The organism is Priestia aryabhattai (assembly GCF_023715685.1).
Classification (GTDB): domain Bacteria; phylum Bacillota; class Bacilli; order Bacillales; family Bacillaceae_H; genus Priestia; species Priestia aryabhattai_B.
The window spans coordinates 164090-189130 of the sequence record NZ_JAMBOQ010000005.1 but is presented as its reverse complement, the minus strand read 5'-3'; the positions used below and the strand labels follow the sequence as shown (position 1 = coordinate 189130).

Below are 25041 nucleotides of genomic sequence, written 5' to 3'. Positions count from 1 at the left end.
TTAGATATCATTTATACCATATATTTTTGATTATTTTCAAATTGATCGTTTTATTTCTTTTTCGATAATTGTTTCAGCATATTAATAGCATGTAACGTAATTTGAGAAGCACTTTTATTTTCATTACGTATTTCTTCATAAATTTCTTGTCTATGAATATCCACAGACTTTGGAGCTTGAATTCCTAACTTTACTTGATCACCATTAACTGCAAGGACGGTCACTTCAATTTCATCACCTATTTTGATTGTTTCATTTAACTTTCGTGTTAAAACAAGCATGGACTCACTCCTTATCTATTCCTCTTACTCAAATAACCTGTGCTTCGTTTCGTAAGCTGTATTCATTAAAATCACTTGCTTAGCAAGCTGTTGTTTTGTATTAATAATAACAGGAGCCTGCAAATTAGCCGTTATCTTTTCAACAGAATCTGACATCGTAAGCAATACGTAAACAGCTGCATCTTCCGCTTGTTGTAATTGAAGCTTTTCGATTTCCTGAGGTTCTAGTTGAAAATCATAATCTAAAAAAAACTGAAATGGATCCGTGATAATAAAAGCTAATTCTTTGGTTTGAATAGACTGCAGCACTTGGAAAGCTTCGGCTCCCGGAAGTGGTAAAATAACAAATTTAGTTTCTTCCAAAAAACCTGGAATCCCTTGATTAAATGTCAGTGTTTGCTGATTGTCTATCTCTATATCTCCATGATAGCTTGTTGAAATTTTCATCTCATCACACCTTTGCTAATTGATTTTTTCTTGTTATCTTTTTTCATTATAAAAAAGCTCCTTCTGTTTAGAAGGAACTTTTTAACGCAAGAAATCTAGCAGCGTAGGCTGAATAATTTGAGCCCCTACCCCTAAAGCAGCACGATGCAAGCTTTCTTGTACGGTTAAATCCGTAATAACTTTTTCAATTTCTGCATCTTCATTATCTGAAAGCATCTTAGTAGCCGTAATTTCTTGTGAATCAAGGCGGTTTCCAATCAGCTCAAGTCGATTGCTCCTTGCTCCCAGTTCAGATCGCTCCGCTAATAACGTCGATATCTGAGTATCTAACTGGGTAGAGAGATCTTTTAGTGAGCTTACATCGTTTTGTTCAAAAGCTGTTTGAATGTTGTTCATTAAGTCGAATGAACCTTGTCCAAAGATGTTTTCAGCGTGAATATTGACTCTCAGCTGAATACCTTTTGATACCTCAATCGAAAAAGGGTCTAGATTAATATTCGATTCTATCATACCGCTTGTGTTCTCACTAATAGGCGGTGCTCCTACATTTACACCGTTAAAAATATAATTTCCTGCCACTTGCGTATTACCTACTTGCATATAATCCATCTTTAACTGTTCAATTTCACGTGCAATCGCTTGGCGGTCATCACTTCCATTCGTACCGTTTAACCCTTGCACGACCAGCTCTTTAGTGCGCTGAAGAATGGAATTGACTTGTTCAAGTCCTGACTCTGAATTATCAAACCAAGACTGCGCTTCTGTTAAATTACGTTTATATTGATTCACTTCTGAAAGATTAGAACGATACGCCATTCCTTTAGTAGCCACTACCGGGTCATCCGAGGGACGAGTAATTTTCTTTCCCGTTGATAATTGGTTTTGAAGTGTTTCCAACTTATTGTAGCTATTGCTAATTTGTTTTAACGAATTAGCCGCTAACATTCCTTGTGTGACACGCATCTTTTCCCCTACCTTCCTCCAGTTCCAAGACCGTTTACAATTTTATCAAGCATTTCATCAATCATAGTTATCATACGAGCACTTGCGTTATACGCATGCTGAAACTGAATCATATTGGTCATTTCTTCGTCTAATGAAACTGCACTTGTAGACTGGCGCCTTTGCTCTACAGCTCCTTGAAGGGTTTCTGAATTACTTTTTAAGCGGTTGGCTTGTTGGGCATCTACTGACATTTGGCCAATAATAGATTGATAAAAACCATCTAGGGAAACATCTTGGTTCCCCGAATTAATAAGCACGTTTTGACGAAATTGAGACAATAGCTGAGCATTTTGTCCATCTCCTTGGCGGTCAGTTCCAGCAGCACCAGAGGCGGCAGCAATATTGTTCGTGTTTTGTTTAATTTTATCGGCAATGACAATTCCAGTTGCTGCTCCTTCTTTTTGAGAAACATCATTAAAAAAGGAAATACCCTTATTACCCTCTAACGTGACACCTTGTTGGTGTTTATCATTAAACCAGTTTACGAATTCATACGCCATTTCATCTAAATGATCAATCATTGAAGCGTAAACACCTGTTTTATCCCCACTACTGTCTATGTAGCCAGAAGCTTCAATTAACCCTTTAAGTTTCCCTTGAGGAAATAATTCAGGATTCCGGCTCTGACCACCTATATGAATTTCCGTCACGTAGGAATCTTGATTAGTTTTAAGACTGATAGCATTTACTTGATGATTTTGCCCATCTAAAAGAGTAATAGGGCCTCGAGACGTTTGAAGCTGAACCGTCACGACTCCTTCTGACGGTGCGGAAGCATTCTCACCACTTTTTGTATATTCTACAGAAACTGGTATAAATTTGGAAAGTTCATCTAGTAACCTGTCTCTTTCGTCGTACAAATCGTTAGGCAGATAGCCATTGGGTTCTACGTTTTGAATTTGTTGGTTCACATTATTCATTTGCTCTAGCAAAGAATTCACTTGTGTTACGGCTACATCACGTTCTTTTTGTAAATCACCTTGAATCGTTTTTAAAGAAGTGGATAAATAAGAGAAAGTATTGCCTACTGCTTCAGCTCGTTCAATCATAACAGACCTAGATCCTGCTTCTGAAGGGTGTGAAGCTACATCTTGAATGGACTCAAAAAATTGATTAAAAACAGCTGAAAGTCCATCTTCAGTAGGTTCATTCATAATTTCCTCCATTTTTTCAAGAGCACCGGCGCGTGCATCCCAATACCCCACTTTGATGGTTTCATCTCGATACTGGGTATCTAAAAATGTATCACGTATTCGCTCTACCGTGCTGGCTTCTACTCCCATCCCTATTTGACCCGCAGTTCCAGCCTGATTCATCCCTGGGGCTGGATAAGCTGGGAACGTTTCTAAACTTACTCGCTGACGCGTATAGCCCGGCGTATTTGCATTAGATACGTTATGGCCAATCGTGTAAAGAGCTGCTTGTTGGGCATCCATTCCTCGTTTAGCCACCTGCAAACCATGAAACGTTGAACTCATTCTGCTTTTCCTCCGTTCTTTATACCTTCGAATTAAAAATAGAGTTGGACTGAAACGAACTATTCTTTGTTTTTGTGTAATTGAACGAATCCTCTCGTTTCGCTGGAACAAGAAGATCTAGTTCGGTATAAATCAGCTGCAAAGACTGTGTGAGCAGCTGATTGTTCAAGTCATTTGCATACTTTATATCTTGAATTATATCTATTAGCTGTTTTTGAAAGGGTATCAAGATAGAGTACTCAGGGAATGAACCTGCTATTTCTTCGATGGAGCGAGCAGTATGTCCGCTTTTTTCCATTGCTGCTATACGTTTTGATTCAAGTGCAGAAATAGCAGCTATATGAGATTGCTCTTTTTGCAAAGAAGCCGTCAATGCCTTTACATCTTGTTTAATAATAAAATTCGTCTTCCCTTTAACAATGACAGACAAACTTTTGTGAAGTGTTACTTGTTTTTCTAGTATCGTTTGAATTTCTTGCACGTCCAATCAATGTCAGTCCTTTTATTTTTTATAGAAATCTACAATACTTTTAGCAATTTCTTTCCCGTTAATTTCGTATGTTCCGCTGTTAATTTGCTGTTTTAGTTTTTCCAATTTTTCAAGTCTTTCTGGAGATGGTTCATTTCCCTGAAGCTTTTTTGCTTCAGATGAAATATGAATCTGATCTTGTGGATTTTTTTTAGAGACCTGTTCTGCTTTTTCTGATTGGTTTTTGTACGGATTTATTCCAAATAAGTTTGATGGGTTAATCTTCATCTCTCTCACCTCTCTTTATATTTGTATCCGTTATCTCTATTCATTATATCGGAATTTCCATCTAAACCTTTAGCATCGCCAAGGAAGTTGAGACCATTTTCACAGTCCACTTTAAACATAGGTCTATAGATAGAGAATTCGTAAACACTCAGTCTCAGCATACTTTTATTCTTTCTTCCTTTCGTGAAAACGATAGGTTGGACGCGTTGGCTCTTCATTTGAACGAATCATCTCACGATTATGCTTTTCTAACCCATGTTTAATTTCTTGAGAACATGAATTGCAAAGTTTCCCTTCTCGAATCTGAGCGTTGCATTGCATGCATGGATAGCTTATATTTGGAAAGTTAGTTAGCACTAAGCGACCTTGTCGAATAAATTGATGAATTAACGACTCTGAAACGCCCGTTTCCTTCACCACGTCGTCAGTCGTTGCTGTACGATTTACTCTTTTCTTTAAGAATGATGAAACACGTTGAAATAGAGCTTCTTCTTTGTCAAAACATGACTTACATATGTTTATTGATCCACTTTTTACAAATAAATGACCGCATTCACTGCAATTATCTAACGTTCCCATATTCGAAACTCCTCATTTGTTTTTTATTTTACTATCGGTCAAAGTTTTAAATTATACATCTTCATGCACGAATTAAAGTGAGCGAATGAACTGAACGTGCCCCAGCTTCCTGCAAACACTTTGCCGCTTGGCGCACGGTTGCTCCTGTTGTATAAATGTCATCAATCAAGAGAAATTCTTGATTCGTAACCATTGAGGAATCGACTACTTTAAATTCTAGCTTTTCTGTCAGCCGACTTCGCCTATCTTTCTTTGATTGCTTTGTTCCTGAACACCGAATAAGAGGCATTTCTATATTGTCACTGAGAAGCTTAGCTAGTGCTAAAGATTGATTAAACCCTCTTTCATATAATCTCTCTTCCGTTAAAGGTATAGGAACTAATATAGCTTTTGGATTACATTCTTTTTTATAGAACTTATACCACTGCTCCTTGCATGCTTGGATAATTTCATAGTCTCCTTGAAACTTAAAACGTTCTATTATGCTTTGCATAAAATCACTGTATGTATAAAGAGAACGGTTAAAAAAAGAAGCATCGTTCCATTTCTGGCAGTCCATACATGTGTCTAGCTCATAATGAGAAGGAGCCAGGTCTGCCAGAGAACGGCCACACCCCCTGCAGATGCTACTGCTAATGATGGGGCATCTTTGCAAGCAAACAGTACAAATCCTGTCCGTTGAAGAAGGTTTTAACAATGACCTCCAATCGAAAGAAGAGACAAGAGGTTCAAAACAAATCAGACATATTGTCATCGATCAATCAGCCCTTCCTTATAAGCTAGAGCATTCATATATTCAATATGTTCTTTTGCTTTTCGCATAGACAGAGATTGTCCATAATGAAAAAAGACCACGTCTCCTGTTGGAAATTGAGCACTCCTCCCTACTCTTCCTGAAATCTGAACAAGAGCACTTTCAGTAAAAATCGCTTCTTCTGCTCCCAATACTGCAACATCTATGTTGGGGACCGTTACGCCTCGCTCTAAAATTGTTGTCGTTACTAAAATAACTAGCTGCCCTTCTCTAAACTTCATTACTTTTTCTTTTCGCTGGGAATCTTCAGCATGAACACCTTCTACCTTTTCGGTCAGCTTTCGAATCATGTCTGTGATGGGGACAATCCACTTAATTTGCGGAACGAAGACAAAGCATTGTTTTCCTTCTTCTATTCTTTTTTTCAGCCATTTCTCAACATTAGCAGGCAGGGTATTTGTTTTCATTTTTTTCTTCCAATTGCCACACCATTCAAATCGAGGAACAGGAATAAGCGCTCGGTGATAGCGGGCTGGAATTTTAACTACTTGTTTTTCTCCTTGCTCAACGTCTTTTTTTAATGATTCACTTGGAGTCGCTGTTAAATAAATTTTTGATGCAACAGGTTTAGCTGCTTTTGCAACAGCATAGTGCAGCATCGGCTCTGTTGAATAAGGGAATGCATCTACTTCGTCAATAATCAGCACATCGAATGCTTGATAATAATGCAGAAGTTGATGAGTGGTGGAAATAATAAGAGAGGATTCATGAAAACGGTCTTCGCTACCTCCATACATAGCCAGCACAGACATATCTGGAAATGCCGATTGAATTCTTGGCTTTAGCTCAATAACCACATCTGTTCTTGGAGTAGCAATACAGACTTTCTTTCCGCTGTTCAACGCTGATTCAATACCTTTAAATAAAATTTCCGTTTTTCCTGCTCCGCATACAGCCCAAATTAACAGCTCTTCATTCTTTTTTATAGCTTGAATGAGTTCATTTGAAGCACGTTCTTGGGCCTTAGACAGCGTTCCTTTCCAATTCATCACGCTGCTTTTTGGCGGTACATTGCTTGCTGGTCCTTCCCAGTTTATAAAGGGTGTGCACTCACTTACTTTGCCCATTACAATACATGCTCGGCAATAGTAGCACTCCTGGTGACATCTACTGCATGGAAATGAAGCGAAATAGAAGGGGCTATCACTTCCACACCGGTTGCATTTATATCCGTTTTCTTTCTGGGTAAGTGCTTTTTGATAGGAAACATATCCATTTAGATAATGCTCATGAATGAGAGGTAAAGGATAGGGAGTCTGAGTGAGTAGAAGCTGCTTTCCGCTTAAAGAGCGATGAAGATCTAGAGAGTACGGGTATGAAGGATTTAAAGGTGGAGTTCTCCACGTATCGATTTGCGAGAGGGGAAAAGCATAGGGGCTAGGCACTTGAACCGGATCTAGCAATTCTTGTTTAACAGTAAAAAGCATATCTTCATTCCTTTCTATGTTTATCGTACACATCTATATACGCAAAGAAAGGTGTTTTTTCCTGCAAAAAAACCAAATCAAATGATTTGGTTTTCGATTACTTTTTATACCAGCCTATACCGATGGCACCTTCACCTAAATGCGTGCCAATGACAGCACCAAAATAAGAAAGGCTCCATTCAATATGAGGGTATTCTTGTTCTAAGTCTCGTTGAATTTCTTTTGCTTCATCCTCACGATTAGCATGAATAACTACAGCTTTCATAGGTACGTTTTCTTTTGCATCCTCATGAAGAAGCTCGGTGATTCGTTTTAATGCTCGCTTACGCGTACGAATTTTTTCAAATGGAACAATTTTTTTAGATTCAAAATGCAGCACAGGCTTTACTTGAAGAAGACTGCCAATAATAGCCTGAGCAGCATTTAGGCGACCTCCACGCTGTAAGTGCGATAGATCATCTACCATAAAATACGCACGCATTGATAGTTTCATCTCTTCAAAACGCGCAATGATTTCTTCAGGGTGTTTATTTAATCGGACCATCTCGGCTCCTTCAATTGCATAAAAGCCTTGAACCATACAGCTGATTTCTGAATCAAATACGTGCACGTCAAAGTCTTCTACCATGCTACCTGCCGTCAAAGCACCCTGATACGTTCCGCTAATTCCACTAGATAACGTAATAACGATAGCTGAATCGAATTGATCTCGTTTTAACTGTTCAAACAACTCTACAAATTCTCCAATAGCAGGCTGAGAAGTGGTTGGAAGATTTTTTGCTTCTTTAATTTTTTTAAAATATTGATCTGCAGTCATATCCACTTCTTCACGATATGTTTCTTCACCAAAAATAACGCTTAACGGTACCATATGTATATGATAGTTTGATCGAATTTCCTCTGATATATAGGCGGTACTATCTGTAATAATTGCTGTTTTCATAAGATAGGGATCCATCCTTTGTTTTATAAAATAATTTCACTCTATTCTACAACATTTAGGATTAAAATGCATGTAACGAGAGGTTTACCTATTAGTAAAAGCTTACTTACGTATACATATTAATTAACAAACCTTGAATTTCTCCAACCCGCTTGAGTAAATTCAAACTGCCTTTTTCTTTTTGGAGGATATCATTTGTCAAATCAACTAGTTTTGTATCCACTTCTTTCACTAACTTATATACTTTAGTCGTTCCTCTATGATTAAATCCTCTTTCTTCATGCAGTTCAAAACCATTTTTAACGACTTCGTTCATAAACTGCTTCACAAGCGTCTTGTATTTTCGCAAAGAATCAATAGTTTGACTTTTTACTAACTGCTTTCCTTGTTCTTCAATTTTATTTATCACTTGAGTTAAATGTTCATAGGTCAGTTCTTTTTGTTTCTTTACCATTACTCCTGTAAATGAAACCGAACCCGTTATTTCTTTTTCTCTAATCGTATTCACGGAAGAAGAAAGACCTTTAATTCGCTGTACCTCCACTATGTATCTCTCCTTTCTCTGTTAGTATACACTCCATTCAATCTAGACTTTTATATGTGCTAGCTTGATTAGCTGAAAGGTTTCGATAGGCATTTGATGCTTGGATATGATGATTATCCTTTAGCTAAGAGTGATACTTATATGCTGTTCATAAGAAGACAGCTTGTTTTTTCGGGGCGAAGAGATAACTTTAGGCGTCGCTTTTAACACTTCATTCCAAGCGTTAGAAAGCTTCTTCATCATTTGTTGAACTTCACATAAAATAAACGTATCTTTTTTTAAATTAGCCATAATTAATCTCTCATACATATAGTTATAAAGGGTATCTAACTGCTCTGCAATGATCCCTGCTTGATATGTTAAGCCAATTCCTAGACGATATAAAATATCGTTGCACTGTTTAATTTTTTCATTCGCTGTAAAATAATCGTTGTGTTGAATTGCTATAACAGCTTCATCAATATTATGAATAAATTTTTCATACAGCATAGCTGTTAGCTCTTGCGGAGATTTTTGATAGATTAATTCTTCCGTTATAAAATTCAGCTTCATCACCTTCTTGTCTTCTTTAAATCAGTTTTCTATTTGTTTCACTAAAAGCTAACTCTTAAAGTTTTAAAGGGAACCAGTTGAGGTTCGAATAAATTCTTCTAGCACCTCATATGTATCTGAATTTATTGAAGACCTTTCTTTACAAGAGCTTGCATCAAATTGATGAACATTGTTTTGAGGTATGGATGCTTTCGTCGAAAGTTGTAGGATCCTTAAGATTTCCTTCATGCTTAAGCGACGTTGAAGGACGAGTGAATTCGCAAAGGTATCATCCTTCGCCTTCCTATCATTAAAGGTATTTTCTTCCCTTAACTTATCGGTTGTTTTCCCCTCTCATTAAACATGACTTTTTACCCACAATTTCAAAAAAAGTTATAAAAAGAAAAAAAAAGTCTGATATACCTAGTGGTATATCAGACTTTTGAACTTATCTTACTTCTACCCAGCCATTTTTGATTGCAACAACAACAGCTTGAGTACGATCATTTACATTCATTTTTTGCAAAATATTACTCACATGGTTTTTAACGGTTTTTTCACTAATATATAATGCTTCTCCGATTCCTCGGTTACTTTTACCATCGGCTAACAGTTGTAACACTTCGCACTCACGACGCGTCAACAAATGTAGTGGACGGCGAATTTCAATTGGTTCGTGCGGATAAGAAGACGATTGTCCTTGAGCTGCCAGTCGGCGGTACTCTTTTACTAAACTATGCGTTACTTTCGGGTGTAAATATGAACCACCTTCTGCAACTACTTTCACCGCCTCAATTAACGCATCGGCATCCATTTCTTTTAGCAGATAGCCTCGTGCACCTGTTTGTAAGGCATGAGTTACATACGTCTCATCATCATGGATAGATAAGATAATAACTTTAGCGTCCGGATTTACTTCTACAAGCTTTTTCGTAGCTTCTACACCATTTACAGCCGGCATGTTAATATCCATGATTACAACATCAGGTTGATGTTCTTCTACAAGGTCAATAACTTCGCTACCGTCGTCACCTTCTGCAACTACTTCAAAATCTTTTTCGAAATCTAAAATTCTTTTTACTCCTTCACGGAATAATTGGTGATCGTCGATTATGATAATTCTTGTCTGCATGTTTGATTCCTCCCCAAATCGAACAACAAATGTTTTACTCTATATTGACCCCTATTTATATACATATCTCTGCCTTTTTAAGCGGCTATAATCGGTACTTTAATCATAACAAGCGTGCCTTGGTTAATTTTCGAATGAACGGAAATAGTCCCATCTAACAAATCAACACGCTCTTTCATTCCTATTAAGCCGAACGAATTCTCTTTTTTCTCTTCTTGATTAAAACCGCAGCCGTCATCTTTGACAAGCAAAATAGCGTGTTCATTGTTGAACTCTATCTTCACTTGAATTTCTGTCGCGTCTGCATGTTTTAATGCGTTCGTTACAGCTTCTTGCACTAGACGAAACAGTGCTACTTCTAATTTTGAAGCAGTTCGCTTCTCTTGTCCAATGGAAATAAACGTAATCCGAGGCTTGCCTTCGTTATAATCTTCGATTGTATCAAGATATTTACGCAGCGTCGGAATTAGACCTAAGTCGTCAAGTGCCATCGGTCTTAAATCATATATAATCCGACGCACTTCGTATAGGGCAGAACGAACCATTTTTCGTAAATCTCGAATTTCTTCCATTGCTTCTTTTGCACTACGTTCCCGGTAAATTCGGTCAATTAATTCCGATCTCATCATAACATTTGCAAGCATTTGAGCTGGCCCGTCATGAATCTCTCTTGATAAACGTTTCCTTTCCTCTTCCTGAGCTTCAATAATCCGAAAACCAAAATACTCTTTTTGAATAGCATCTTCTACTATTTCCCCTACTTGTTTTAAATCACTTGTTAAATAATTTAACACAACGGAAATTTGACCTACCAGATGATCTGCACGTTTAATCGTTTCTTCCAATGTAAGCAAGCGTCTTTCTAGTTCATCTCGACGATTACGCAGCTGATATTCGCTTTGCTGATTCATGAGCAGCTTGGTTTGTAATTCGTGTGCTTTTTCATAAGCGTCTTTTACTTCAGGCTCTGAATAAATTTGAAAATGTCGGCTCACATCAGACAAACGCTTTCGAGCCAACCTTGCCTGAGTTTCCAATTTATCGCCTTGCTCTATCGTCTCAAGAACTTTTCCTTTTAACACTTCTAACTCTTCTTTAATTTGCTGATATTCTTGTCTGGCATCTTCAGAAAGGCGATAGACTTCATTTTTACTATCTCCTACTGTGCCAATAATCTTCTCAAAAATTTCATCAAGTGCCTTGCTTGTTAATTTATGTTTCGACATTTACTCACCCCAAACTATACTCACATTCGGAGAAATGCCTATACGTTCATGCTATATAGTATTCGTATGACCTATCTGAATTGTGAGGATAAGATCCATATTTTCTCCCTATCTGACTTTTTATATCCAAAAAGTAACGGTTGTTTTTAGTACCCTCAAACTCGACATCAATCGACGTTTGACTCGCGTTATTTGAATAGATTACCATTTACGCTCACTCTTCAACAGTGACTAACTGCCTGTTTAAACCATTTCATTATCTAGCTATACAAGCCTGCACACTATTTTATTATAACGTATATTCTGTATAGCTTGTTTAAGTGATTTTGAATTTGATTAATTGATGTCTTTTCATAAACATTTTATACTAATAGCAAGTAAAAGTACGTAAATACCCGTTTTTCTTCTATTTATAACGCTAAGGAGGATTTTTTGATTGTTATCACAATATTATACCGTAAAACAAGAAGGTTCACATGAAATCACTATTCAAAAATCTAGATTCATTTGTCATATGAAACGTGTAACAACTGAGGAAGAAGCTCAGCAATTTATTCAAGACATTAAAAAACAGCACTGGAATGCTACTCATAACTGTTCAGCTTACCTAATTGGAGAACGAGATCAATTTCAAAAAGCAAACGATGATGGAGAACCAAGTGGAACAGCAGGCGTACCAATGTTAGAAGTGCTCAAAAAGAGAGGCTTAAAAGATACGGTGGTCGTCGTTACGCGCTATTTCGGAGGTATTAAATTGGGCGCAGGTGGCTTGGTGCGCGCGTATGGGAAATCCGTTTCAGAAGCGTTAAATGAATTAGGTACAGTCAAAAGAACTCTCATGACGGTTATGCATACAAACGTCAACTATACATGGCTTGGAAAATTAGAAAATGAGCTTCGAAGTTCCGTTTATCTATTAAAAGAAATTCATTACGCAGATATGGTAGAGATTGAAACATTTGTAGAGGAAGCTCAAACAGAAGCATTTACTGAATGGATGACCGAGCTAACAAACGGACAAACAGATATTCGGGCAGGTGAGACGACCTATTTAGAAGAGGATGTAGAATGAATTATTTACTCTTATTAAAAAACATTGTACAATTGATAAATAGCGCAACTATTCTGATGGTTGCGCTACTTGTCAATGAGTAAAAACCTCGTGCAAATGCATAGCTTTGACGAGTTTGATTCATACATTCCAATTTATAACACATACTAAGTGTCACAATAAGTGTTCGAATATACGAATAAAAGGAGAAACCGTATGGCTCAATATAGACGTTTTCAAAAAAGAGTAAACAAACGGAAAAGAAAACGAAGACTTTTTACATTTTTTCTGTTACCTATCCTTATTTTAGGGCTTTCTGCAACCGCTTATGGCTCTTATTTATTTGTTAAAGCTAAAACAGTAGCTTCTGATTCTTATGAAGGACTCGGAGATCGCGATAATTCTCCTATGCGTGATCGTAAAATCGATCCCAAAAAAGATGATATATCCATTTTATTTATGGGCGTGGATGATAGTGAAACCAGGAAATTCGGAAAATCAGCCCGTACAGATGCTTTAATTTTGGCAACCTTTAACGAAACAAATAAAACCGTAAAGCTTGTAAGCATACCTCGAGATTCGCGGGTTTATATACCTGAAGTGAACAAAAAAGATAAAATTACGCATGCGCATGCGTACGGAGGTCCAAAAGCAACTGTAGAAACGGTAGAACAGCTGTTTAATGTTCCTGTTGATTACTATGTTAAAGTGAATTTTAAAGCTTTCACAGACATTGTAGACTCACTTGGGGGAATCGATTTTGATGTACCTTATGCGATGAATGAAAAAGACTCAAAAGATCGTCATAATGCTATTGTCTTAAAACCAGGAAAACAACATTTAAATGGCGAAGAAGCATTAGCTGTTGCTCGAACACGAAAACAAGACAACGATATTGAGCGAGGAAAAAGACAACAGCAGTTGATTGAAGCCATGATTAAAAAAGCTGCATCCATTGGATCACTAAATAAATATGGGAATCTTATCGAAGCTGTTGGTGATAATATGAAAACGAATTTAATGTTCGGTGAAATGCTTTCGTTTTACGATTATGCTTCGAAAAAAGTAGACATCGAAACCATTAACTTAGACGGTAGCGATGAAAAAATTAACGGCGTTTACTACTTCAAACTAGACAATGATTCAGTGGAAAAAGTAAGTGAAAAGCTCCGCAAGCATTTAGGCATTGAATCAACTTCAGATACAACAGAATAATCAAAAAGACCTCTTGGATATCCAAGAGGTCTTTTTGATTAATTTTTTAAACGTAGCCCACGAACCATGTTGAGAATTGGCCTATATGTCTTATCAACTAGCCCTATCTTTTCAACGATAATTTCAATCGCTACAAGGAGGATAGCTAGTACAAGAAAAGAACCCCACATTGTTTGTACCTTTGAGAAGATAACTGCCGCTAAACCAAATATCGCACTCATTCCATAAATAATTAAAACTGTTTGTCTATGGCTGTACCCTAAGCGCAACAAGCAATGATGCAAATGAGATTTATCAGGAGCCGATAGCGGTTGATTTTTTACGATTCGGCGAATAATAGCAAAGAACGTATCTGAAATTGGTACCCCTAAAATAATAACCGGAACAATGAAGGAAATAACCGCTACATTTTTAAATCCTAACAGAGACAATACAGAAATCATATAGCCCAAAAATAGTGCTCCTGTATCGCCCATGAAAATCTTAGCGGGGTGAAAGTTGTAAAACAAAAATCCGAGCGTACTTCCCAATACGATGAAACCCATGCTTGTCACAAACACATTGCCCATCATAATAGCCATACCCGAAATGGTAATCAATACAATAGAGGAAACACCGGCAGCTAATCCATCCAATCCATCAATTAAATTAATAGCATTGGTAATTCCTACAATCCATAATACCGTAATTGGAATACTTAACATTCCGAATTCTAATTTTCCGCCAAATGGCAAGTTAATGAAGTCAATTTGGACTCCACCGTATACAACAACAATTAATGTCGCTACTAGCTGACCGCCTAATTTGATTTTAGCGGATAGCTCAATCATATCATCTAAAACACCGGTAATGATGATAATGATGCTTCCGATTAAAATCGGCAGCGCATATTTACTGTCAGGCTGTAAAACGAGGTATCCAATAAGAAAACTAAAAAATATCGCCAAGCCTCCAAGGCGAGGCATAATTTTTTGATGAACTTTTCGTTGATTTGGTTTATCCGTTGCACCTATTTTAAACGCCAGCTTCTTAACCAGCGGAGTGATCAGAATAGATGTAATAAAACAAATAAACAAGGTCAAATATAGCATGGAGACCCTCCTCAGGTTTATGTTAACCAAAACCATAAAAAATGTATCCAACTTTATATAATTGGATAGTATTTCAAATTGCGTATGACAATAATTACTTACTTATTCCCAAAATGGATTATATCACAATGATTCTACTACTTAAATAGAAATTTATTCTCAAAAATTAGCACATTTACAAACTATCAATAGAAAAAAACTGTATTTTCTGGTGTATAAACAGCTGATTTACTTTATTTTTATGTGGTTACTTTATGTAGAACATTTTCTTTACTATACTTTATTAAAATATAAGCGAACTCCCCCCTTTTCGTTTAATTTATTCGTCATCTTTAACTCTTTTTCCTTTTTATTAAACATATTTAAACCTGTATTTTTATTCTACATGGCCCCACTCATTATATGAACAAACTTTGGTCCTATGCATGTCCAATACTTCAAACAACATCCACTGAATCGTTGTCCTTATCTTATATCATTTAAAAGTTAAAATATAGTGAAATGGATACAGATAAAATTAAACAAAAAAAGGAATTTTATCAAAAAAATGAAACTTTTTTTGATACGGTTCGTAATACATAGTAGAAACAGCATCAATCATCTTACATAAAGGGGGTGTTGGATGAACTATGTTCGGCCTATCTGTTCAAACAGTGTATTTGTATGGATTAATTATCTGCGGAAGTCTAACCTTCTTATACATTTTATTTAACGATTTGTTAGATGGATTATCTGAAGCGATACCTTTTTTTAACCCCACTCTTCTTTTTTCTTTTTTGACATTCTTTAGTGCCAGTGGATATTTGTTCACCTATACGTCATTGCAAAATTATTGGATTATTTCGATTTCTGCTATCATTGCCCTTCTCCTCGTTATTTTGCTCAACGTTTTCGTATTGATTCCTTTATCATCGGCTGAAGAATCTCTTGCTTTTACTGAAGATTCGTTAAAGGGAAGACTTGGCACCATTATTACTTCCATCCCTGCAGATGGTTATGGAGAAGTATTTATCGAAGGGGTTAGCGGCACCATCTCCAAACCTGCTGTCAGCTTTAAAAACACTGCTATACCTTTAGGAAGCAAAGTACTTGTTGTAGATATACAAAGGGGCAACGCACTCGTTGTGATTTATGAAGAAGTTATGACCAATCACTCATTATAAATAGTATTAGGGGGAATTTTATGTTTTCAACACCTATATTAGTTGTCGTTGGAATTGTTGTTTTTTTATTAATTGCGCTAATTGCCGTATTTATCACAAAATACCGTACAGCAGGTCCAGATGAAGCGTTAATTGTAACAGGAAGCTATCTGGGAAATAAAAACGTGCACGTGGATGAATCCGGAAACCGCATTAAAATTGTTCGCGGCGGCGGTACGTTTGTGCTGCCAGTTTTTCAGCAGGCTGAGCCTCTGAGCTTGCTGTCAAGCAAACTAGAAGTATCTACACCTGAAGTATATACAGAACAAGGTGTTCCTGTTATGGCTGATGGTGTATCAATTATCAAAATTGGAGGTTCTATTTCAGAAATTGCAACAGCCGCTGAGCAGTTTTTAGGCAAAGCAAAAGAAGATCGTGAAACCGAAGCTAGAGAAGTCTTAGAAGGTCACCTTCGCTCGATTCTTGGTTCTATGACGGTAGAAGAAATTTATAAAAACCGTGAAAAATTCTCTCAAGAAGTACAGCGCGTAGCTTCACAAGATTTAGCTAAAATGGGTTTAATTATTGTATCGTTTACAATTAAAGACGTTCGAGATAAGAACGGCTATTTAGATTCTCTAGGGAAACCGCGTATTGCTCAAGTTAAGCGAGATGCTGATATTGCGACAGCTGAAGCTGAAAAAGAAACAAGAATCAAGCGTGCCGAGGCCCATAAAGATGCTCAAAAAGCGGAGCTTGAGCGAAATACAGAAATCGCAGAAGCTGAAAAAATGAATCAGTTAAAAACTGCTGAGTATCGTCGCGAGCAAGATATTGCCAAAGCTCGTGCAGACCAAGCATATGATTTAGAAACTGCTCGTGCAAAACAAGATGTAACAGAACAAGAAATGCAAATCCGCATTATTGAACGTCAGAAACAAATTGAATTAGAAGAAAAAGAAATTCTTCGTCGTGAGCGTCAATACGATTCTGAAGTGAAAAAGAAAGCAGATGCAGATCGTTACTCTGTAGAACAATCCGCTGAAGCAGAAAAAGCAAAACAGCTTGCTGAAGCAGACGCCAACAAATATCGAATTGAAGCAATGGCTAAGGCTGAAGCTGAGCGCGTTCGAATTGATGGTTTAGCAAAAGCTGAAGCTCAGCGTGCCCAAGGTGAATCTGAAGCTGAGATTATCCGCTTAAAAGGTTTAGCTGAAGCAGAGGCTAAACAAAAAGTAGCTGAAGCATTCGAGCAGTTCGGTCAAGCGGCTATTTTAGATATGATTATCAAGATGCTTCCTGAATATGCAAAACAAGTTGCAAGTCCTTTAGCAAATATCGACAAAATTACGGTTGTGGATACAGGGAGCAACGGTGAAAACAGCGGAGCTAATAAAGTGACTGGCTATGCAACAAACTTAATGTCCTCTCTTCAAGAATCGCTGAAAGCATCCTCAGGTATAGATGTGAAGGAATTGATTGAGAACTTTTCTGGGAAAGGAAATGTGCGACAAAGCTTACACGAACTAACGGATGAAATCAAGCAACAAAACAAGAAAGAAGATATCTAAAAATAAAAAGCATGCGGATCATATCCGCATGCTTTTTTAACCTCTTAACACTCGAAGAAGAAACCTAGGTAATTCTAACTGACGCTTCCATCTCCATGGTTCTTTTAACAGTCGATAAAGCCACTCTAAACCAAACTTTTGAAAAACAGCAGGTGCTCGGTTCAAGCGTCCTGAAATAACATCGAACGAGCCCCCTACGCCTTGATAAACAGAAGGATTGAGTTTCTCTTTATGAGCAATAATCCAATTTTCTTGGGCTGGACTACCTAAAGCCACAAACACAATTTCTGCTCCTGAATCATTAATCGTACGTTCAATGACTTCTTCATTTTTTTCATAGCCATTTAATGTTCCAACAATTAAAATCCCTGGAAACATCTCTTCCAACTTAGCTTTGGCTTCATCTGCAATTCCAGGCTTTGCTCCGTATAAAAAAATTCTTTTACCGTTATTCGTTGCTTCTTTACACAGCTTCAGCATCATATCAATACCCGTTACACGCTCACGAATACGTCCCTTTTTGAGCTTTGAAGCTAAAATCACACCGATTCCATCTGGAATTTGATAAGTCGCCTGGTTTAATAGTGACTTTAATTCCCTGTCTTCTTGTGCTTTCATAATTTTTTCAGGGTTGATTGCTACAATAAATGATTTTCGGCCTTTATCTATATCCTGAAGTAACTTTACCGTTAGCTCATCGTACGTGTCGCTACAAACGTCTATTCCTAAGATATTTTCCTTCATTAAATCACCCGTATGTTGATTTTTTAGTTTTTTACAAACGAAAGACAGGCTGTTCAGCCCGTCTTTTTATAAAGTAGAAACTTTTGAATCACCAAGTAACACTACGTCAAAGCCTGCTGCTTTCCATTGATCACGCTGAATGCAATTTTTCGTATCAAAAATAACCTTTGTACGCATATGACTTTCAACAGATGATGGAAGAAGCTCTTTGAACTCATTATGATCTGTTAAAATAAGAATCACATCCGCATGTGCAACAGCTTCATCCAAACTTTGCGTCTGACGTTCAATTTTATTCTCTTTGATATGAGGATCAAATGCTGTGTAATCAACGCCCAGCTTTTCTAAATGATGAAGTACATCTGTTGATGGACTTTCACGCATATCGTCAATATTTCCTTTAAAAGCTAAACCTAAAACAGCTACACGTCCATGTTGAATGCCCTTTTCATCTAGTAGGCTTTTCGTTTTCAATGCTGTATATTCAGGCATTGAATCATTTGTATGACGAGAAAGAGAAATAATTTTTGCCAGTTCTGGCTGAAGCTCCGTTAAGAACCAAGGGTCAACAGCAATACAGTGGCCGCCTACACCAGGACCTGGTAAGTGGATGTTTACACGCGGATGATAGTTCGCTAACTTAATCGCTTCCCACGCATTTACACCAATCTTTTCACTAATTTTTGCCAGCTCATTTGCAAACGCAATGTTCACATCACGATATGTGTTTTCGATTACTTTCACCATTTCAGCTGTTGTAGCATCCGTTACGTGAATATTTCCTTTTACAAATGTTTTATAAAGCTCAACAGTCAAACGACTAGACTCTTCGTTAATACCACCGACAATACGGTCATTATTTACTAGTTCCTCAAATACTTTTCCTGGAATAACGCGTTCAGGTGAGTGAGAAACAAATAACTCACTGCCTAATTCTAAACCAGTTTCTTTTAGCACAGGTAGCATAACGTCTTCTACTGTACGGGGAGGAACTGTGGATTCTAAAATAACTAAATTTCCTTTACGAACGTAAGGAACAATCGATTTTGTCGCTTCTCGAACATAGTTCAAGTTTGCCGTTTTATCTTCATTAATTGGTGATGGTACAGCAATAATAAAAATATCCGCCTCTTCAGCTGTTGTGCCTACCGTAAAGTAGCCGTTGTCAACTGCTGATTCTAAACGTTCTTGTAAGCCGTTTTCTTCTATATGAAGTTGCTTATTTTTAATTAATTCTACTGCTTTTTCATTTACGTCGACACCATGTACATATAAGCCGTGATTGGCAAACATAACAGCTGTCGGTAAACCAATATATCCCAAACCAACTACACACAATTTCTTTGTCATTGCAGAAAATCTCCTTTATATGACATGCTTAATAAATAAAACCTATCTGATATTATATCGAAAAATGTCATCTCATGATAGCATTTATATAAAAACATGAAATAATTTCTTTTACTTATTATTATGTAACATTTTATGAGAATTCATCAATAAACGATATAACCATCTTTTGTACAGCTAGCTCTAACCCAAAAGAACTATTGAAAATCTCCATGATTCCCAATAGTTCCCCTAGTAAATATATTTTTACATATGCCCTTCTTTTTCAACAATTTCTCTAAAATAGCTCACTAACTCTTCTCGTAGCGGTTCTCTTTGCAGAGCTAAATCAATTGTTGCTTTAATGAATCCAAATTTATCTCCAACATCATAACGCTTTCCTTCGAAATAATAAGCAAGAACACGTTGAAATTCATTCAGACGTAAAATAGCATCTGTTAATTGAATTTCTCCTCCTGCACCAATCTCTTCTCTGCTTAAGATATCAAAAATTTCCGGTGTTAAAATATAGCGCCCCATAATTGCATAGCCTGAAGGTGCATCTTCTGGATTAGGTTTTTCAACGAGTGTTTCTACGTCTAATAATCCTTTTTCAAGAGGCTCTCCTTTTGGACCTACAATTCCGTATTTTGAGGTTTCTTTCCTAGGCACCTCCTGTACACCAACTACAGCGCATTCATATTTTTCGTATACGTCCATTAACTGTTTCAAACAAGGTGTTTCTGATTGAACCACATCATCACCTAGCATAACAGCAAAAGGTTCATCTCCGATAAAACTTCTTGCACAGTGGATGGCATGCCCTAATCCTTTAGGCTCCTTTTGACGAACGTAATGAACATTAGCCAAATTCGAAATCCCCTGCACTTCTTCAAGCATGTCCCACTTTTCCTTTGCCGCTAATGTTTCTTCTAACTCATATGATTTATCAAAATGGTCCTCGATTGCTCGTTTTCCGCGACCGCTTACAATTAAAATATCTTCAATACCTGATGCTACTGCTTCTTCCACAATGTATTGAATCGTTGGTTTATCTACAATTGGCAGCATTTCTTTAGGCTGTGCTTTTGTAGCTGGCAAAAAGCGTGTCCCTAATCCAGCTGCTGGAATAATAGCTTTACGAATTTTCACTTACTTTTCCTCCTGTCAATGTCAATCGTGCTTATTGGTTATAGTATCGTAAGTCTTCGATTGAGTATGTACACAAAGTTATGTTGAATCTATTTCTTTTTGTAAAGAGTCATGTTGGATTCTGCTTTATCATAACAAAAGATTTTGTATAATTCTATTTTTATCATTTATAATGAAAAGAAAATTAATCACTTATAAATATAATTTATTCTCCACTTATGTATAGAAAGGAATGGAATTATGAGTTCGTTTTCAGAGCACTTACAGCATCAATTTATACATCATTTCCCGTACAGTGATGCACGCTATCGTGCAAATGCCCAATCAGGACTAGACCTTTACCGCACCCATTCATTCTTCATTTTGAACAATGATGAACAGATATTAAACGTTAAAATCGATTCGTTTTATGTTGAACTAAACAAGCAACTGCTCCCTGAAAGTACCTGTTCTTGTCAGCATAACGGATTTTGTGAACACTGCTTTGCAGCGTTTTTTTATATGTATTCATTAATAGAACCACTTGCGCCCCTATTCAAAGAATGGCGAAACCATGACAAAACAGCTTTGACTATGCTATCTGCCAAACAAGTGTTAAAAAAGCCGAAGGCAACTTTTCAAGAGTGGAGACAAACTTTTGAGGAGCAGTATACGCTTTTTATGCAGGGGCGAAATGAAAACGACCGTTCCATTTATCATGAATATTACCAATACTATTACCGTGCTTTAGTGAAAAAGGCTCCTGAGCATCCATTATTTTATGCTTTATTTTGTATGTATGGAGCGGTTCATACATTCTATAAATTATCAGCTCAATTACAGACTCAGCAGCTTTCTACCAACATCGAAGAATCTTTCGTATATAGCCACGTATACAAAATAACAAATGAAATTTATGCTACCGCTGATTCATTAAAGAAAACGAAATACGATGGGGATGTATTATCGATTATAGAGGACAGTATTCCATACATCCGAGAATTATTGCATAAAGATATGCCTTTACAATATGAACGTATTGAGATTTATCGCGTTATTTGGCAAAAAGTCTTCACGTTAGAAAGATGGCGGAAAAATGAGGAACGCGAATTAAAAGCCAAGCATGGTTCTTTTATAAATAATACAGCTCTTTCCTATCTTTTATTCCTTCAAGAAAAAGATAGAGAAGCAAAAGAATATTTGAGCGATGAAACATTACAAATGATTCCCTATCTTATCCCTTGGTTAAATGATTTATTGCACGAAAAAGAAACTGACCGCTTTGCTCAGTGGGGATCTTATATAATGGCCTATATAGGAGATTACGTCCGCACCGTTCCGACTACTTATCAAGGAAGCCGAAACATGGTCTCCATGATTGTAAATTTATTTCAGCACTATAAAGACTTAACGAACGAGCAAACTTTGTATACTGAATCATTGCAAACGTTACTTCCCTATAGTTTTATTGAATATAGTGATTTTTTATATGCTTCTGACCAATTGAAAGAGTGGGTTGAATTACAGGTGCTTCTTCAATATGACAGCATCAAATATGACGAGCAAACGATAGAAGCCTTAAAACAAAAAGATGAAAAGCTGGTTATCCCTCTTTATCATCAAATGATTTCAAAGCTGATTTATGAAAAAAAGAAAAGCAGTTATCAAGAAGCCTATATCTACCTACAAGAATTGAAGAGACTTTATCTACAAATGAATCGGTCTCTACTGTGGGAACATTATATAGAAGAATTAACGATAAAAACGAAGAAACAGCGCGCATTTCAACAACTATTAGAAAAAGGAGATTTACTGAATGTTTGATTTGTTTCATTTAACACTTGAAGTGGAACCTGTACACGATGACTTTTTTCTCTACTGTGTATCGCCTAGCGGCCAAATTTTGCTCCCTGATACATGGAAAGATGCGTTGTTTCTATGGCATGAACAGACCTATTACGGAAGCGAAGTTACACAGGTTGAGATTAACGGAAAAAAAGGAATTCTTCTTTCTGCATGGCAAATGTTCACTTTCATACAATCACCTATTCAACAGCATGTGTTGAAACCCACTTTATCCGCTCCAGCAGAAGCTTATCAGCAAATTGCAGTCGATATGACAAAAGGGATTATCCAAGGGAAATTTCATTCTCTTCCTTTTAAAAAGCAAATGACTGGATCGCTTTCACAGGCTGCTGAACAGGAGTGGAGAGCACAAATTAAAGATAGCTTATTAAAAAAAGAAGGAAAAGACTTTTTAATAAGCATAGAAGGCGAGAGCTATAATCCTCCCTTTGATCTTTCGCTGCGTATTGTAGAGCCAACGACCGATGGAGATGTATGGACGGCTGAAACATTCGTGATTCCCCATGATGAAGCCATAGAACCTTTTACACTGGGAAGAACACTTCCTAAAGAGTGGAATCACTACGAATCATATATCGCTTACGAACACGAACGATGGAAAGCATTGGCTCCTACTTTATACCAAAAAGGAGCGTTTATCCAGTCTGTTCTAACAGATGAGGAAGTATGGGAATTTCTAACTCAAGATAGTGCAGCATTAATTAAACAAGGTGTCTCTATCCATTTGCCAAGCTGGTGGGAATCATTAAAAAAAGCCACTATAAAAGTATCTGGCGCCATCGAAAGTACTTCATCTACATTATTTGGTAAACAAGCTATCAGCAGCTTCCGCTGGTCATTTTCTATTGGCGATCAAACCTTCTCAGAAGAAGAGTTTCGGAAATTGGTCGAACAAAAACGCCGATTATTATCTATTAATGGACAGTGGATTCGATTGGATTCTAGATTAATTAAACAAGCGCAGAAAATTGTTAAAGAAGCTAGTAAAAAAGGTGTCTCTATTCATGAAATTTTAAAAACGAAGCTAACCTACATGGCAGACAGTAAAACTGAAGAAGAAGAGGTAAGAGTTGAGTTCCAACTCCCCGCTTCCTTTCAATCATTTATTACATCCCTAACGAATTTAGAACGGCTGCCGAAAGTGCTGCCTCCTTCTGCATTTAAAGGTACATTAAGACCTTATCAGCAGCAAGGTTTAAATTGGCTCATGTTTCTGAGAAAGTTTAACTTAGGAGGATGTCTAGCAGATGATATGGGGCTGGGTAAAACCATTCAATTAATTAGTTATTTAACAAACATCCATCAGTCACATAGCTTTCCTTCTCTTATCATCTGTCCAACTTCTTTAATCGGAAACTGGGAAAAAGAATTCCAGAAGTTCGCCCCTTCTCTTCGTGTTCATGTTCATTACGGAACAAAAAGAGCCAGCGGAGACGCATTTGAGAAGATATGTGAAAGCACCGACGTTGTGATTACGACGTATCAAGTTGCCCTTTTGGATGTCGAATTGTTGAAAGGATTTATGTGGAACAGCATTTCCTTAGACGAAGCGCAACATGTTAAAAACTCGCAGACTAAACAGGCGAGAGCCATCCGACAGCTGCAAGGAAGACACAAAATTGCGCTAACTGGAACCCCAATTGAAAACCGTCTGCTGGAACTATGGTCATTATTTGAATTCATCAATCCTGGTTACTTAGGAACAATCAATTCATTTAAAAACCGATTTGTAGCTGGCATTGAAAAAGGCGAGAAACCTGAACGAACTGTTGAGCTTAAAGCACTCATTCAGCCTTTCTTATTGAGAAGAACAAAACAAGATAAAAACATCGCCCGCTCACTGCCTGATAAACAAGAACAAAAAGAATATATCCCGCTGACAGCGGAACAGGCTTCACTTTACCAGGAGCTAGTTCAAGAAATGCTTCAAGAAACAGAGGAAAAAACGGGATTTGAACGAAAAGGCCTGATTTTGCAAACACTAAATAAGCTAAAATTATTATGCAATCATCCAGCTCTGTACTTAAAGGAAAGTGCAGCTAAACAAACGGTACGGCGATCTCATAAAAGTGAAAAAATTATTGAACTCGTAGAGAGCATTTGCACACAGCAAGAAAGCTGTTTAATCTTCACTCAGTATATTGAAACAGGACTCATGCTACAAAGAACCTTAGAAAAAGAAATCAACGAGCCGGTTTTATTCCTTCACGGAAGTTTGTCAAAAGAACAAAGAGATGAAATGGTTGCTCAATTTCAAGCAAGGAAAAAAGCCATCTTTATTCTCTCTCTTCGCGCAGGTGGAACTGGATTGAATTTAACAGCTGCAAATCACGTTATTCATTTTGACCGATGGTGGAACCCCGCTGTTGAAAACCAAGCAACCGATCGCGCCCATCGAATTGGGCAGAATAAATTTGTTCATGTTCATAAGTTTATTACAAGAGGAACAATTGAAGAAAAAATTGATGAAGTTATCAATCAAAAACAACATCTAAACAATGAACTCATCCAAGGAGATCAATGGGTAACAGAACTTTCTAATAAAGAACTACAAGAGCTTCTTGCTTACAGAAATGAATAAGAAAAATTATAAAATGTGTTACACCTTTACTAAAAAGAGGACTTTTTTACTTGTCCTCTTTTTTTATTAGATCATTCGACACAAAAAAATAAGTTCAAATCATTCTGTAGCCACTGATAAAGATACAAAAAAACGCAATAAATATCGTTTTTTGAA

General features: G+C 37.0%; 24 protein-coding genes. 6 read left to right on the top strand and 18 right to left on the bottom strand.

Translation table 11 applies throughout. The features are described from left to right. Positions 1-50 precede the first annotated feature (50 nt). The 14 genes from csrA to M3225_RS21870 all read right to left on the bottom strand — a co-directional run bounded on the left by csrA (position 51) and on the right by M3225_RS21870 (position 11164). Positions 51-281, bottom strand: a complete 231-nt coding sequence (csrA, locus tag M3225_RS21935) for a carbon storage regulator CsrA (RefSeq protein ID WP_251397247.1) — start codon at positions 279-281, stop codon at positions 51-53. Positions 282-305: 24 nt separating this feature from the next. Then, positions 306-728: a flagellar assembly protein FliW gene (fliW, locus tag M3225_RS21930; protein ID WP_251397243.1), complete on the bottom strand. Its 423-nt coding sequence runs from the start codon at positions 726-728 to the stop codon at positions 306-308. Between the two features lie 81 nt (positions 729-809). Then, positions 810-1691: a flagellar hook-associated protein FlgL gene (gene flgL, locus M3225_RS21925; protein ID WP_251397240.1), complete on the bottom strand. Its 882-nt coding sequence runs from the start codon at positions 1689-1691 to the stop codon at positions 810-812. Positions 1692-1699: 8 nt separating this feature from the next. Continuing rightward, positions 1700-3211, bottom strand: coding sequence for a flagellar hook-associated protein FlgK (gene flgK / locus M3225_RS21920; protein ID WP_251397237.1), 1512 nt, complete (start codon positions 3209-3211; stop codon positions 1700-1702). A gap of 19 nt (positions 3212-3230) precedes the next feature. Beyond that, complete coding sequence (locus M3225_RS21915) at positions 3231-3692, bottom strand: flagellar protein FlgN (protein ID WP_251397815.1); 462 nt, start codon at positions 3690-3692, stop codon at positions 3231-3233. Positions 3693-3713: 21 nt separating this feature from the next. Continuing rightward, positions 3714-3968 (bottom strand): flagellar biosynthesis anti-sigma factor FlgM, encoded by a 255-nt coding sequence (gene flgM, locus M3225_RS21910; protein ID WP_251397234.1) that lies wholly within the window; start codon positions 3966-3968, stop codon positions 3714-3716. Positions 3969-4133: 165 nt separating this feature from the next. Further along, on the bottom strand, positions 4134-4547 hold the full coding sequence (locus tag M3225_RS21905; protein ID WP_251397231.1) for a TIGR03826 family flagellar region protein: 414 nt from the start codon (positions 4545-4547) through the stop codon (positions 4134-4136). 61 nt (positions 4548-4608) lie between these two features. Beyond that, on the bottom strand, positions 4609-5106 hold the full coding sequence (locus tag M3225_RS21900; protein WP_251397228.1) for a ComF family protein: 498 nt from the start codon (positions 5104-5106) through the stop codon (positions 4609-4611). Between the two features lie 191 nt (positions 5107-5297). Continuing rightward, positions 5298-6788, bottom strand: coding sequence for a DEAD/DEAH box helicase (locus tag M3225_RS21895; RefSeq protein WP_251397225.1), 1491 nt, complete (start codon positions 6786-6788; stop codon positions 5298-5300). A 97-nt stretch (positions 6789-6885) separates the two neighbouring features. Then, positions 6886-7731 (bottom strand): DegV family protein, encoded by an 846-nt coding sequence (locus M3225_RS21890; RefSeq protein WP_251397222.1) that lies wholly within the window; start codon positions 7729-7731, stop codon positions 6886-6888. 106 nt (positions 7732-7837) lie between these two features. Next, positions 7838-8275, bottom strand: coding sequence for a YaaR family protein (locus tag M3225_RS21885; RefSeq protein WP_251397219.1), 438 nt, complete (start codon positions 8273-8275; stop codon positions 7838-7840). A 120-nt stretch (positions 8276-8395) separates the two neighbouring features. Further along, positions 8396-8827 (bottom strand): flagellar export chaperone FliS, encoded by a 432-nt coding sequence (gene fliS / locus M3225_RS21880; protein WP_251397812.1) that lies wholly within the window; start codon positions 8825-8827, stop codon positions 8396-8398. A gap of 427 nt (positions 8828-9254) precedes the next feature. Next, positions 9255-9938: a response regulator gene (locus M3225_RS21875; protein WP_013059772.1), complete on the bottom strand. Its 684-nt coding sequence runs from the start codon at positions 9936-9938 to the stop codon at positions 9255-9257. Between the two features lie 77 nt (positions 9939-10015). Then, on the bottom strand, positions 10016-11164 hold the full coding sequence (locus M3225_RS21870) for a sensor histidine kinase (protein WP_013059773.1): 1149 nt from the start codon (positions 11162-11164) through the stop codon (positions 10016-10018). A 436-nt stretch (positions 11165-11600) separates the two neighbouring features. Here M3225_RS21870 and M3225_RS21865 point away from each other — a divergent pair, with 436 nt between their 5' ends. Both M3225_RS21865 and M3225_RS21860 read left to right on the top strand, forming a co-directional pair. Further along, entirely contained in the window at positions 11601-12236 is a 636-nt protein-coding gene (locus tag M3225_RS21865) for a YigZ family protein (RefSeq protein ID WP_251397215.1), read from the top strand. A gap of 195 nt (positions 12237-12431) precedes the next feature. Further along, the gene (locus tag M3225_RS21860) at positions 12432-13430 is read left to right on the top strand and encodes an LCP family protein (protein WP_251397212.1); all 999 of its coding nucleotides are present in this window, start codon (positions 12432-12434) and stop codon (positions 13428-13430) included. A gap of 38 nt (positions 13431-13468) precedes the next feature. Here M3225_RS21860 and M3225_RS21855 read toward each other — a convergent pair whose 3' ends face one another. Then, positions 13469-14521 (bottom strand): glycosyltransferase family 4 protein, encoded by a 1053-nt coding sequence (locus M3225_RS21855; protein WP_013059776.1) that lies wholly within the window; start codon positions 14519-14521, stop codon positions 13469-13471. Between the two features lie 629 nt (positions 14522-15150). Between M3225_RS21855 and M3225_RS21850 the strand changes: the two genes are divergently transcribed. Together M3225_RS21850 and M3225_RS21845 are read left to right on the top strand one after the other, a co-directional pair. Further along, on the top strand, positions 15151-15684 hold the full coding sequence (locus M3225_RS21850) for a hypothetical protein (RefSeq protein ID WP_251397209.1): 534 nt from the start codon (positions 15151-15153) through the stop codon (positions 15682-15684). 20 nt (positions 15685-15704) lie between these two features. Further along, complete coding sequence (locus tag M3225_RS21845) at positions 15705-17234, top strand: flotillin family protein (protein WP_251397206.1); 1530 nt, start codon at positions 15705-15707, stop codon at positions 17232-17234. 36 nt (positions 17235-17270) lie between these two features. Here M3225_RS21845 and M3225_RS21840 read toward each other — a convergent pair whose 3' ends face one another. The 3 genes from M3225_RS21840 to galU form a co-directional block, all read right to left on the bottom strand. Beyond that, positions 17271-17978 carry a WecB/TagA/CpsF family glycosyltransferase gene (locus tag M3225_RS21840; protein WP_251397203.1) on the bottom strand — a complete coding sequence of 236 codons (708 nt, stop codon included), beginning with the start codon at positions 17976-17978 and terminating at the stop codon, positions 17271-17273. A gap of 66 nt (positions 17979-18044) precedes the next feature. Then, positions 18045-19328: a nucleotide sugar dehydrogenase gene (locus M3225_RS21835; RefSeq protein ID WP_251397200.1), complete on the bottom strand. Its 1284-nt coding sequence runs from the start codon at positions 19326-19328 to the stop codon at positions 18045-18047. A gap of 246 nt (positions 19329-19574) precedes the next feature. Next, a complete protein-coding gene (galU, locus tag M3225_RS21830; RefSeq protein ID WP_251397198.1) occupies positions 19575-20459 on the bottom strand; it encodes a UTP--glucose-1-phosphate uridylyltransferase GalU in 885 nt (294 codons plus the stop codon). 240 nt (positions 20460-20699) lie between these two features. Between galU and M3225_RS21825 the strand changes: the two genes are divergently transcribed. Together M3225_RS21825 and M3225_RS21820 are read left to right on the top strand one after the other, a co-directional pair. Further along, positions 20700-22262 (top strand): replication initiation protein, encoded by a 1563-nt coding sequence (locus M3225_RS21825; RefSeq protein ID WP_251397195.1) that lies wholly within the window; start codon positions 20700-20702, stop codon positions 22260-22262. Continuing rightward, entirely contained in the window at positions 22255-24885 is a 2631-nt protein-coding gene (locus M3225_RS21820) for a DEAD/DEAH box helicase (protein WP_251397192.1), read from the top strand. The genes M3225_RS21825 and M3225_RS21820 overlap by 8 nt, the downstream gene beginning before the upstream one ends. Positions 24886-25041: the final 156 nt, after the last annotated feature.